This window comes from Nocardia sp. NPDC003345 (assembly GCF_053589395.1).
In genome coordinates, this window is the sequence record NZ_JBSFRU010000196.1 from 1 (window position 1) to 11922 (window position 11922).

Below are 11922 nucleotides of genomic sequence, written 5' to 3' on the forward strand. Positions count from 1 at the left end.
GCGCGGGAGCAGGTACTCGAGCGCGGAATCGGACTCACCCGGGAGCAGACGCTCGCGGTGCTGCGCCTCGGCGACGACCACCTCGAGAAGCTGCTCCAGCTCGCGCACGAGGTACGGCTGCGCTGGTGCGGACCGGAGGTCGAGGTCGAGGGCATCATCAGCCTCAAAACGGGCGGCTGCCCCGAGGACTGCCATTTCTGCTCGCAGTCCGGACTGTTCCAGTCGCCGGTGCGGGCGGCCTGGCTCGATATCCCGAGCCTGGTGGAGGCGGCGAAACAGACCGCCAAGACCGGTGCCACCGAATTCTGCATCGTGGCCGCCGTGCGCGGGCCCGACGAGCGGCTGATGGCACAGGTGGCCGCCGGGGTGGAGGCCATCCGCAACGAGGTGGACATCCAGGTCGCGTGCTCGCTGGGGATGCTCACCCAGGACCAGGTGGACCGCCTGGCCGCGATGGGCGTGCACCGCTACAACCACAATCTGGAGACCTCGCGCTCGTACTTCCCGAATGTGGTCACCACCCATACCTGGGAGGAACGCTGGGACACCCTGCGGATGGTGCGCGCGGCCGGGATGGAGGTCTGCTGCGGCGGCATCCTCGGGATGGGCGAAACGCTGGAGCAGCGCGCCGAATTCGCCGCCGACCTGGCCGCTCTCGAACCCGACGAGGTCCCGCTGAACTTCCTCAACCCGCGCCCGGGCACCCCGTTCGGCGATCTCGAAGTGCTGTCCGCGGCGGACGCGCTGCGGGCCGTGGCGGCGTTCCGGCTGGCGCTGCCCCGCACCATTCTGCGTTTCGCGGGGGGCCGGGAGATCACTCTCGGCGATCTCGGTGCCCGGCAGGGCATCCTCGGCGGGATCAACGCGGTGATCGTCGGTAACTACCTCACCACCCTCGGCCGCCCCGCCGAACAGGATCTCGACCTGCTCGGCGAACTGCAGATGCCGATCAAAGCGCTCAATGAGACCTTCTGAGCGCCGAGACGAGCCGACCGGCGGCGTCAACCGGGCAACCGCGCGACCCGTGAGTACTGTCGGCCCTATGGACGAGCGCTACAACCCGTTCACGGGCCGGCCGATCGCGCCCGGGTACGACGAACCGGTATCCCGGGCCGTCGCGCTCGGCCTGGAACCGCCCCGGTTCTGCGCACACTGCGGCCGCCGGATGGTCGTGCAGGTGAACCCGGACGGCTGGTCGGCGACCTGCTCGCGGCACGGCGTCAGCGATTCCACCGCCGCCGAGGCGCGGTAGCGGTGCCGGGTACACGTTTCGCCGGCGCGGGCCGCGAACTCCGGGCCGCGGGTGTCCTGCTGGTCGCCGTGGTGGTGGTGAGCCTGGTCGTCGGTGGTGTGTGGGGTCTGCTGGCGCCGACCGAACGGCTCCTGGTGGTCGAACCCGGCCGCGGCGCCGGGCTGGTGGGGGAGAGCCTGCACCGGTTCGACGCGGTGGCCCTGTTCACCGCCGCGGGTGCCGTCACGGGCCTGCTGTCGGCGGTGGCGGCGTGGCGGCAGCGCCGGATGCGCGGCCCGATCCAGTTCGCCGGACTGCTGCTCGGGTCGGTGGCGGGGGCCTGGGTGATGTCGTGGTCCGGGCACGCGGTCAATCACTGGGACAACCCGCGGCCGGTGGACCCGCCGGTGGGGCAGATCGTGGCGCTACCGGTCGATCTGGACGGTTCGATGGCCCTGCTGGCCCAGCCCTTGCTCGCGTCGCTGGTGACCCTGCTGCTCGCCGGTCTGAGTACGACCGAGGATCTCGGCAGTGGATTCCTGAGCCCGTTCGGTGCGTCCCGTCGGCAGCCGTACGCGGATCCCGAACCGGGTTCCGTGCCGTACGAGCAGGTTTCGCCCGATCCGGCCCCGGTGGGCGGGACCAGCCCGGCCGCTCCCGCGGCGGGCCCGGTACCGGAAGACGGCTCGTCCCCCCGGGATTCGCCCGCCCCGACCCCGCCGAACTGAACTCCGCGGGCCGTCTCGGCCTCGGGCCCGGTCATCGGGACGCCGTGCCGGTCCCGCGCGCGTAATCCCGTAGTCCGGTCGTAGGCTGAGCGAAATCGACGAGACGACAGGGGAGATGGATCGGTGGGGTTCACCAGTGCGCTCGTAGTCGAAGAGATCGACGGGACGTTCTGGAAGACGCGGGAGCCGCTGCGCTACGCGGGTTCACAGGAAGAATTCGAAGTGCCCGCGGGGTTCCGCACCGATTTCGCGTCGGTCCCGCGTCCGGTGGTCTGGCTGGTGCCACGCTACGGCGTGTACACCCGCGCGGCGATCCTGCACGACTACCTGCTGCGGTCGGAGGTGGTCAGCGCGGTCGACGCCGACGGGATATTCCGGCGGGCGCTGCGCGAATGCGATGTCTCGGTGCCCCGGCAGTGGATGATGTGGGCGGGGGTGCGGTTCGGCAGCCGGTTGAAGGGCATCACGCCGCCGGCCTTGGCGGTGTTCACCGTGGTCGCGGTGCTGTCGGTGCTGTTCCTGGCGATTCCGACCATCGTGGTCACGGTGTTCCTGGTGCTGTTCTGGTTCATCGAGGTGCTGGCCTGGGCCGTGGTGAGGGTGCTACCGCACAGGTCTCCGGCGCGGGTGCCGCGACCGGAGATGAAGACCTGACCCGCCCCTCCCGTCGTCAGGTGCGGGGTCGCAGGGCGGCGAACTCGTCGGTGACGCGGAGCCCGGAATCGGAGAACCGGTACACCGATGCGGGCCGCCCGCCGGCCCGGCCGGGCGCGGCGGTGTCGCCGGTGGGGGTGATCACCCTGCGCCGGGTGAGCACGCGTTGCAGGTTCGTCGTATCGACGTCGTAACCCAGTGCCGCGCAATATATCTCGCGCAGCGTCGACATGGTGAACCGTTCCGGCGCCAGGGCGAAGGAGATATTGGTGTAGGAGAGTTTGGCGGCCAGCCGGGCGCGGGCGTGTTCGACCACCGTGCCGTGGTCGAACGACATCTCCGGTAGCGCCGAGACCCGGTGCCAGGAGGTGTCCGATGGCAGGCGGGGGTCCACGGTGAGCGGGACCAGGCCCAGATAGGCCGAGGCGATCCGGCGCGGTCCGGGGACCCGGTCCGGGGCGCTGAACACCGATAGCTGTTCGAGGTGGTTCACCTCGCGGACGTCGACCTTCTCGGCGAGCTGGCGCCGGGCGGAGGCGTCGAGATCCTCGTCGTTGCGTAAACGGCCGCCGGGCAGGGACCAGGTGCCCTGTTGCGGATCGAGCGCGCGCTGCCACAGCAGAACCGCGAGTTCGCTGCGCCCGGCACCCGCCCGGCGCCCCCGCGGCCGCTTGTGATCGCTCTCACCTGCGGTGATGGTGGCCGGGAAGTGGCGAACCTGGAACACCGCGGTGAGCGATTCATGGATGGTGCTAAACTGGTCCACGTTTTCGATCATAAGTCGAAAACCTGGTGAGTGCGAATCGGCGGGGTTGCCGGTCGCACGGAGGAAGGAGCGACCATGGCGACGATGGGAGCAGAATTGGCCCCGGCGCCGGGTACCGCACTGCGGGAGCGGATCAGCGACGGGCCGGCGGGCTATACCGGGGTCGAGGCGACACCGGAATGGGCCGCCGAGGTGAAACGGCTGGCGCGCCAGCGCAACGCGACCATTCTCGCGCACAACTATCAGCTGCCCGAGATCCAGGACGTGGCCGATCATGTGGGCGATTCCCTGGCGCTGTCCCGGATCGCCGCCGAGGCGGCCGAGGACACCATCGTGTTCTGCGGTGTGCATTTCATGGCCGAGACGGCCAAGATCCTGAGCCCGGAGAAAACCGTGCTCATCCCCGACCAGCGGGCGGGCTGTTCGCTGGCCGATTCCATCACCGCGGAGGAACTGCGGGACTGGAAGGCCGAGCATCCCGGCGCGCTGGTGGTGTCGTACGTCAACACCACGGCCGCGGTGAAGGGGCTCACCGATATCTGCTGCACCTCGTCCAACGCCGTCGACGTGGTGGCCTCCATCGACCCCGATCGGGAGGTGCTGTTCCTGCCCGACCAGTTCCTCGGCGCGCATGTGAAGCGGGAGACCGGTCGCGAGAACATGCACATCTGGATGGGCGAATGCCATGTCCACGCCGGGATCAACGGTGACGAGCTCAACGAACAGGCCCGCACCCACCCCGACGCCGAACTCTTCGTGCACCCCGAATGCGGTTGCGCCACCTCCGCGCTGTACCTCGCGGGTGAGGGCGAGTTCCCGGCCGACCGGGTGCACATCCTGTCCACCGGCGGCATGATCGACGCCGCCCGCGCGGCGAAATCGTCGCAGGTGCTGGTCGCGACCGAGGTCGGCATGCTGCACCAGCTGCGCAAGGCCGCCCCCGGTATCGATTTCCAGGCCGTGAACGACCGTGCCGCCTGCCAGTACATGAAGATGATCACCCCCGCCGCGCTGCTGCGCTGCCTCACCGATAACCGCGACGAGGTGCACGTCGACGCGGAAACCGCGGCCCGGGCCCGGAATTCGGTACAGCGCATGATCGAAATCGGTAATCCCGGCGGCGGGGAATGACACCGTCACCGCACGGTGACCGCCACAACGCTGCGGTGTGGGAGGACCACGCCGATCTGGTGGTCATCGGCGGTGGCGTGGCCGGTCTCACCGCGGCGCGCGCGGCCTCGCTGCGCGGGCTGCGGGTGCTCATCCTGAGCAAGGGCGGGCCCACCGATACCGCCACCCAGTACGCGCAGGGCGGTATCGCCGTCGTGGCGCCGCACGGGGATTCGGTCGATTCCCATGTCGCCGACACCCTGGCGGCCGGCGGCGGGCTGTGCGATCCCGGCGCGGTGCGGTCCATCGTCGAGAGCGGGCCCGACGCGGTCGCGGCGCTCACCGATCTCGGCGCGGTCTTCGATCTGGGCCGCGACGGTCAGGTCTCGCGCACCCGGGAAGGCGGGCACAGCACCCGCCGCATCATCCACGCCGGCGGCGACGCGACCGGCGCGGAGGTGCAGCGGGCGCTGTCGGCGGCCGGGCTGCCGGTGCGGTTCGGTACGGCGGTGCTCGAGGTGGTCACCGGTCCCACCGGTGTCCAGGGTGTGCTCGCGGTCTCCGCGCGCGGCCCGGGAGTCGTGCACGCGCCGGCGGTACTGCTGGCCACCGGCGGATTCGGCCGGCTGTACGCGCTGAGCACCAATCCGGCCGGCGCCACCGCCGACGGAGTGGCCCTGGCGCTGTGGGCCGGGGCCGCGGTGGCCGATCTGGAGTTCGTGCAGTTCCACCCCACCGTGCTGCACTCACCGGACGGTGTCGGCCGCCGGCCGCTGATCAGCGAGGCGGTGCGGGGGGAGGGCGCCGTTCTCGTCGACGCGCGGGGCGATTCGGTGACCGCCGGGGTGCATCCGCGCGGCGATCTGGCGCCCCGGGATGTGGTGTCGCGCGCGATCGCGGCCCGGATGCGGGAGCTCGGCACCGATCACGTCTACCTCGACGCCCGCGCCGTTCCCGATTTCACCCGCCGCTTCCCGACCATCACCGCCTCCTGCCGGGCGGCCGGTCTCGATCCACGCCACGATCTGGTGCCGGTGGCGCCCGCGGCGCACTACCAGTGCGGTGGCGTGGTGACCGATCTGCAGGGCCGTACCGCGGTCCGCGGGCTCTACGCGGCCGGAGAGGTCGCGCGCACGGGGCTGCACGGGGCGAACCGGCTCGCCTCCAACAGCCTGCTCGAAGGGCTGGTGATGGGCGAACGTGCCGGGGTGGCCGCCGTGGAACGCCTGGGCGAACCGGCGCGGGTCCGGCAGTGGTCCCCGTCGCAGCGTCCGGCCGTCGCCCGTGACCTGCTGCAGCGGACCATGACCGAACACGCCGCGGTGGTCCGCGACGGCGCGGGCCTGGACGCGGCCGCCCGCATCCTGGAGACCGGAACCGATCCCGCGGCCGCCGATCCGGTGACCCGGTTCGAGGACGCGGCGCTCACCGTGACCGCCCGGGCGCTGCTGCTGGCCGCCCGGACCCGGACCGAGAGCCGCGGCTGCCACACCCGCTCGGACCATCCCGCCGCCGACCCGGCGCGGGCCCGCGATATCGCGGTGTGCCTGGACCGGTCGGGGGAACCGCGCGTGGTCGCCGCACCGGCGGCCCTCCCGGCGCCGTCGTGACCGGCGGCCCACCGAACCACCCCGCCCGGCCGCGCGCCACGCGGCCCGGCCGCCGGTCGCCCCGGCGGACGAGACGAGGAGAACGACGATGACTGTGGATACCGGCCTGGATCCCGACGCGGTCCGCGGACTCATCCGCACCGCACTGGACGAGGACCTGCGCTACGGCCCCGATATCACCACGACGGCCACCGTCCCGGCCGAGGCCGTGGTCAAGGCGTCCGTGGTGGCGCGGCAGCCGGGGACGGTCGCCGGAATCGATATCGGCCTGCTCGTCCTGGACGAGGTGATCGGCGAAGGCGTATACGAGATCACCGAACGGGTGGCCGACGGTTCCCGGATCGTGCCCGGCGAGGCGGTACTCGGGCTCCTCGCCCCGACCCGCGGCCTGCTGACCGCCGAACGCACCATGCTCAACCTGATGTGCCATCTGTCCGGTATCGCCACCACCACCGCCGCCTGGGTGGACGCGGTCGCCGGCACCGGCTGCCGGATCCGGGACAGCCGCAAAACCCTGCCCGGCCTGCGCGCCCTGCAGAAATACGCGGTCCGCGCCGGCGGCGGGGTGAACCACCGGATGGGTCTGGGCGATGCCGCGCTGATCAAGGACAACCACGTGGTCGCCGCGGGGTCGGTGGTCGCCGCGCTGCGGGCGGTGCGCGCCGCCGCGCCCGAGATCGAATGCGAGGTCGAGGTCGACACGCTCGAACAGCTGGACGCGGTACTCGCCGAGAACGTACAACTGGTGCTGCTGGACAACTTCCCGCTCTGGCAGACGCAGGCCGCGGTACAGCGCCGCAACGCCGTCGCCCCCGCCACGAAACTGGAATCCTCCGGCGGCCTCACCCTCGACCAGGCCGCCGAGTACGCCCGCACCGGCGTCGACTACCTCGCGGTCGGCGCGCTCACCCATTCGGTCCGGGTGTTGGACCTCGGGCTGGATATGTAGCGACGTTGTGCCTGGGTGAGATCGGTTCGATCTGATCGCATGGCCCAAGTGGTCCGGTGCTGCGATCGTCACGGCCACCAGATCGTCGCCGCGATCACCAGCAGCGGTAGTCCGATGGCGATGGCGAAACCGACCATCACCAGGCCGCTCATGGTGTCACCTGCGTCGCTGACCAGCGGGCGAAGCTCAGTCGTGGTGCCACAGTTTCCACTTCGGCCACGTCCATCACCGCATTGAGATCGAGTGGGCTCAGATGGTCGGGTGCGGGCAGGATCACCAGATCGGCCCGGGAGTTGCGTACCTGGTCGGACAATCGGAGCACTGATCGTTCGCAGGGCCACACGACGCGGTATCCGAGTCGGTCCGCCAGGCGGCGCACCTGGGCACGGTCCCATTCGGGTGCGAGGCTGATGTCGTAGTCGATCCAGCCGAGCGCGATCGAGTGGTTCATGGCGCCACCTGGTCGGGCAGTCCGTTGTTACGGAATGGGATGTCGGCCCGGACGGAGGCTGTCGGGTGAGTGCTGTGTAGTGCGCGTTGTCCAGCGGCGACCTGTTCAATTAGGGACTTCATCGAAACCCTTTGTGTTGGTTCGGATTACATGAGCCGAAAACCGATGTAACCTCCGGCGCAACAAGAGTCCCGCGACATACAGGGACGAAATAACCCAAGAACTGGGACACATAGGGACGCTTTCGGCTAAAACCCCGACATGACGAACGAACGGCTGCGGGGTGCAATGGCCACCGCGAACCTGACGAAACATGCTCTGGCGGAGCGGCTCGGCGTCAGCACGAAAACCGTCGAACGGTGGATCACTCAGGACATATGTCCACACCCCGGCCTGCGCCTGAGGGCGGCGCGAGTACTCGATCGGGACGAAACCTACCTGTGGCCCGAGTTGCTTGCCGGCAGCAGGTCCGCGGCCGCTTCCCTCTCTGAGCTGGTGCAGATTTGGCCGACCCGGCCCGAAGTTCCCCATGAAGTATGGCGCTCGCTCATGAAGCAAGCCGGTGACCGCATCGATGTCTTGGTCTATGCGGGCGGCTTTCTGGTCGAGTCACTGGACTTCGTGAACATCGTCCGCACCAAGTCGGGTGCCGGTGTTCGGATTCGGATCCTTCTGGGCGAAAGCGACTCACCGCAGGTCATAGCGCGCGGGCGCGAGGAAGGTCTGCCCTCGCTGCCGCAGCGGTGTAGGTCGACGCTGGAGTATCTCCGGGAAACGATGGAGCTGCCGATGGTCGATATCCGGACGCATCGCACCATGCTGTACAACAGCATCTACCGCTTCGGTGACTCGCTGCTGGTAAACAATCACAGCTACGGTGCGTACGCGGCGAAATCCCCGGTTCAGCACCTCCAGAAAGTTCCCGGCGGACGGCTGTTCACCTATTACATGGATTCGTTCGAGGCCGTCTGGAAGACAGGCCGCACCGTAACCTGACCTCATGGGACGGCGAATCGACTACCACCAGGACCCCCACGCACCGGCCGCGAACAGTGTCCGCCCGAGCGCAGCCGCATTCGTCCAGAAAGACGGGGAGATCCTGCTGATTCGCAGGTCGGACAACGGCAACTGGTCCATGCCGGGAGGCGCGCACGACCCAGGCGAATCCCTCAGTCGCACCGCTGTTCGCGAGACCCGAGAAGAGACGGGAGTGGATATTCATGTCACCGGCATTGTCGGCATCTTCACCGATCCGACCCACGTCATCCACTACACGAGCAACGGCGAGGTCCGTCAGGAATTCACGGTTGTCTACAGGGGTGAGCCGATCGGTGGCAAACCCAGGACGAGCAGCGAGAGCACGCGCGTCGAATGGGTGCCGCTCGAGCAGATCCCCGGCTTGGTGATGGACCGCAGCCAGCGTAAACGCATCGACTGGGCGCTGAACGAGAACGAGCCCTACATCGATCCCGATGCGCGCTGAGCCGCTGCCCGCAGTCGCGGTTCGGCCCTCGTGATCGCGGTGTGAACGACACTGCCCGGGTCGTACCGCCGCAAGATTTCGGTCAGCCGCTCGTCCACCGTGAAGGATTCCCCGTTCGGACCGGTCGACAGGTCGGACCACCACAGGAAATCTTCGGCCTTCTCGAGGCCGGTCACACGCGAAAGCCGGAACTCATCGAATACCCCGGCGTCCAAGCCTCTCACGCCTGCCTCGACCTCCGCTGCCGTGTGAAACGCGACCAGATGGCACACGACCGACGAGTAGCCACAGGATCGCAGCAACCGTGCACCGTCTACCGGGTGAAACCCGAGGTCGGGATGCTCGTAGCCGACGTCGTGCAAATAAGCGGCCATGACCGCGTCCTCACGAAGATCAGCCGGGAGCCGGTGCACTACGGATTCCATTCGACGCCCCACTGCGACCGAGTGAGCCCGACGCGATTCGGTCAGCGGAGCCAACAGGTCGGTCACAGCCCGGTACACGGCCGCCATGGTACGCCCGAGGTCCCTCCGCAAACTACGGTCCGTACCAGCGATGAGCCCACCCGGAATCGAGCTTCCCTTGGAGTTGCGATGATCGACCTGGAAAGTACAACCACGTGAGCAGCGGGTATGCCGAGCTGCCTCGAATCGCGGGACCTCTTGTCGGCCTCGTCCGGCGGATCATGCTCGAAATGCGGCCGCGCTTGATAGCTGCCGCGCTGTCCGGCCGCCGGGGTGAGAACGAGAATCTGCGCCACCGCGACAACTTCCTCTCCGATCACGACCTCTGGATGCACCGGCGGTACAGAGAGCTGCTCGCCGAATTCATTCCATCGTTCGTCTACGCATCGGAGGAGGCCGATCCGGAGGTCATCGGAGCGGACGGCGACCCGGATCTCTGCGTCCTGGTGGACCCGCTCGACACCAGTGAACTGGCCGTTCGGGCGTTGCACGGCTATACCCATGTCCTGGTCTATTCGCGGGCACTCGGCCGGCCGATCGTGGCCGTGGTGGGAGATTTCTTCCATCATGTGCAGATCTTCGCGGCCTCCCGAGATGCCGAAGGCCGGGACCGTGCGTTCATCGTCACCGCGGACGGAGCGGAACACCCGCTGGCCAGGCCTTCGAGCGCTTGTTTGGCCGACGCGCTGCTGACCAACTACCTCATGCGCCCCGAACAGCGATTCCGGCCCCTCGCGCGGCAGGGCGATCTGATCGACGCGTTGAGCGTCGTGTCGAACGATGGGAAGGCACGCGGCCGGATCGGAGTCGATTTCGGGTCCATCGGCCTATGTCATGTGGCGGCGGGATTCTCCGACGCGATGGTCGAATTCGCCAAGGGGTTCGCGATATGGGATCTGTCTCCGGGGCATTACATCCTGCGGGCTGCCGGTGGCACGGTGACAGACCTGGACGGCTCATCGCTTTCGCTGGACTACGACCTGCACACGCTGGCCGATATCGACAGGGCGATGGGTAGACGCCAGAAGTTCATCGCCGCCGGGAACACTGTGCTGGCCGGAGAGATTCGGACAGCACTGCGACTCTGAAGCCCGACGCCCGGGTCGCGGGCGACTAGAGATCATCGGGTAACAGGCGGAACGCGGCATCACCGGTGAGTGGGCTGATTGCGCGGAAACCACGTCTGTCGAGCGTCAGCACCTCCACGGTTTCGTAACGTTCCGCCAAGGAAACATTGGTGGCGTCGGTGAGATCCAGACGCAAGGCCAGGTATCTGTCCTGCACCCTGCGCGCGATCCGCAACAAGTCCGCCGAGACCGGGGGCACCTCGATGCGTCCGGTGCGCTCCTGCGCCAGCAACCAATCATTCACCGCAAGGCGGCTCGGCGATTGAGATTTCGGGTGGTCGCGGGGGCAGCCGGGCGCTGGTGTGATCGCTCGGAGTCGCGTGCGCGATCAGCGCGGGCGGCCTCCGGGCGGCCGATTCCCGTTGGAACGGAAGCCGTTTCGATATTGCCCGGTCCACCGGCCCGGGGTTAACCTCGTTCGAGTTAGCGGAGGCTAACCTCCAGCGACGATCGGGGCGAGCGATGGATCTCAGCAGGCGTCAACTCTTCCACGCCGGACTCGGGGTCGCCGGACTGCTGGCGCTGACCGCCTGCGGGAACGGATCCTCCGGCCCCGGCGGCGATGCCGGGCCGCCGCGGCGCGGGGGCACACTGCGGGTCGGCGCGCTGGGCAAATCGTCGAAGATCGAGCGGGATCCGCACGCGACGCTGAGTAACGACAGCGATTTCCTCATCATGTCGCTGGTCTACGATCCGCTGACCGTCCCCGGCGCCGACCCCAACGTCGCGCCACGGCTGGCGTCGCGCTGGGAGGCCGACGCGCAACAGCGTAAATGGACCTTCACCCTCGCCGACGGCGCGCGTTTCCACGACGGCAGGCCGGTGACCTCGGCGGACGTGGTGTGGTCGCTGCGCCGCCTGCGTGAGATCGCCGGGGAGACCAAGGTTCCCGTGGCCGCGGCCGCCGATATCACCGCGTCGGGCCCGAATTCGGTGGTGCTCACCTGCGCCGCGCCGAACAGTCAATTACCGCTGCTGCTGCGGATGATGACCTTCACCGTGCCCGAGGGCACCACCGACTTCGCCGCGGCGGTGGGCAGCGGCCCGTTCCGGCTGGAGAGTTACGACGGCGGCAACGCGCGGCTGGTGCGCAACGAGAACTGGTACGGCGGGGCGCCGCTGCTCGACGCGATCGAGGTGACGCTGTTCGACAGTCCGGAGTCGATGTCGAACGCCATCATGGGCGGGCAGATCGACCTCGCCTCGAATGTCGGCGCGATCGCCGGGCGCACCGCGGAAACCCGGGGCGATCTACGGGTGGTCCGGCGGCCGGACGATATCGCCGTCGCCATCGCGATGCGTACCTCCGACGGCCCGTTCGCCGACCCGCGGGTGCGCGAGGCGTTCCG

At 68.7% G+C, this 11922-nt stretch carries 15 protein-coding genes; 11 read left to right on the plus strand and 4 right to left on the minus strand.

Annotated features, from left to right (window positions below):
- The 4 genes from bioB to ACWDU1_RS20560 form a co-directional block, all read left to right on the plus strand.
- Positions 1-975 (plus strand): biotin synthase BioB (bioB, locus tag ACWDU1_RS20545; RefSeq protein ID WP_450000618.1); only part of this gene is annotated, 975 nt, incomplete at its 5' end.
- Positions 976-1042: 67 nt separating this feature from the next.
- Positions 1043-1252: a biotin synthase auxiliary protein BsaP gene (gene bsaP / locus ACWDU1_RS20550; RefSeq protein WP_450000620.1), complete on the plus strand. Its 210-nt coding sequence runs from the start codon at positions 1043-1045 to the stop codon at positions 1250-1252.
- Between the two features lie 2 nt (positions 1253-1254).
- Positions 1255-1959, plus strand: a complete 705-nt coding sequence (locus ACWDU1_RS20555; RefSeq protein WP_450000622.1) for a DUF2567 domain-containing protein — start codon at positions 1255-1257, stop codon at positions 1957-1959.
- 123 nt (positions 1960-2082) lie between these two features.
- Complete coding sequence (locus ACWDU1_RS20560; RefSeq protein WP_450000623.1) at positions 2083-2613, plus strand: DUF1353 domain-containing protein; 531 nt, start codon at positions 2083-2085, stop codon at positions 2611-2613.
- A gap of 16 nt (positions 2614-2629) precedes the next feature.
- Here the strand turns inward: ACWDU1_RS20560 and ACWDU1_RS20565 are convergent, their stop codons facing one another.
- A complete protein-coding gene (locus tag ACWDU1_RS20565) occupies positions 2630-3391 on the minus strand; it encodes an NUDIX hydrolase (RefSeq protein ID WP_450000625.1) in 762 nt (253 codons plus the stop codon).
- Positions 3392-3454: 63 nt separating this feature from the next.
- Here ACWDU1_RS20565 and nadA point away from each other — a divergent pair, with 63 nt between their 5' ends.
- The 3 genes from nadA to nadC all read left to right on the plus strand — a co-directional run bounded on the left by nadA (position 3455) and on the right by nadC (position 7048).
- Positions 3455-4510, plus strand: a complete 1056-nt coding sequence (nadA, locus tag ACWDU1_RS20570; RefSeq protein ID WP_450000627.1) for a quinolinate synthase NadA — start codon at positions 3455-3457, stop codon at positions 4508-4510.
- Positions 4507-6099, plus strand: coding sequence for an L-aspartate oxidase (locus ACWDU1_RS20575; RefSeq protein ID WP_450000629.1), 1593 nt, complete (start codon positions 4507-4509; stop codon positions 6097-6099). The genes nadA and ACWDU1_RS20575 overlap by 4 nt, the downstream gene beginning before the upstream one ends.
- Positions 6100-6187: 88 nt before the next feature.
- Positions 6188-7048 (plus strand): carboxylating nicotinate-nucleotide diphosphorylase, encoded by an 861-nt coding sequence (gene nadC, locus ACWDU1_RS20580; RefSeq protein WP_450000630.1) that lies wholly within the window; start codon positions 6188-6190, stop codon positions 7046-7048.
- Positions 7049-7196: 148 nt separating this feature from the next.
- On the opposite strand, the gene ACWDU1_RS20585 is transcribed toward nadC, so the two are convergent.
- Positions 7197-7499 (minus strand): hypothetical protein, encoded by a 303-nt coding sequence (locus ACWDU1_RS20585; protein WP_450000632.1) that lies wholly within the window; start codon positions 7497-7499, stop codon positions 7197-7199.
- A gap of 261 nt (positions 7500-7760) precedes the next feature.
- Here ACWDU1_RS20585 and ACWDU1_RS20590 point away from each other — a divergent pair, with 261 nt between their 5' ends.
- Both ACWDU1_RS20590 and ACWDU1_RS20595 read left to right on the plus strand, forming a co-directional pair.
- On the plus strand, positions 7761-8495 hold the full coding sequence (locus tag ACWDU1_RS20590) for a helix-turn-helix domain-containing protein (RefSeq protein ID WP_450000633.1): 735 nt from the start codon (positions 7761-7763) through the stop codon (positions 8493-8495).
- Positions 8496-8499: 4 nt separating this feature from the next.
- Positions 8500-8982 (plus strand): NUDIX hydrolase, encoded by a 483-nt coding sequence (locus ACWDU1_RS20595; protein ID WP_450000634.1) that lies wholly within the window; start codon positions 8500-8502, stop codon positions 8980-8982.
- Here ACWDU1_RS20595 and ACWDU1_RS20600 read toward each other — a convergent pair.
- On the minus strand, positions 8958-9494 hold the full coding sequence (locus tag ACWDU1_RS20600; protein WP_450000636.1) for an HD domain-containing protein: 537 nt from the start codon (positions 9492-9494) through the stop codon (positions 8958-8960). The two genes, ACWDU1_RS20595 and ACWDU1_RS20600, sit on opposite strands and share 25 nt — an antisense overlap.
- Positions 9495-9601: 107 nt before the next feature.
- Here ACWDU1_RS20600 and ACWDU1_RS20605 point away from each other — a divergent pair, with 107 nt between their 5' ends.
- Positions 9602-10534, plus strand: a complete 933-nt coding sequence (locus tag ACWDU1_RS20605) for an inositol monophosphatase family protein (protein ID WP_450000638.1) — start codon at positions 9602-9604, stop codon at positions 10532-10534.
- Between the two features lie 25 nt (positions 10535-10559).
- On the opposite strand, the gene ACWDU1_RS20610 is transcribed toward ACWDU1_RS20605, so the two are convergent.
- Positions 10560-10805 carry a hypothetical protein gene (locus ACWDU1_RS20610; RefSeq protein WP_450000640.1) on the minus strand — a complete coding sequence of 82 codons (246 nt, stop codon included), beginning with the start codon at positions 10803-10805 and terminating at the stop codon, positions 10560-10562.
- A gap of 230 nt (positions 10806-11035) precedes the next feature.
- Here ACWDU1_RS20610 and ACWDU1_RS20615 point away from each other — a divergent pair.
- Positions 11036-11922: ABC transporter substrate-binding protein (locus tag ACWDU1_RS20615; protein ID WP_450000642.1), on the plus strand; the 887-nt coding region annotated here is incomplete at its 3' end.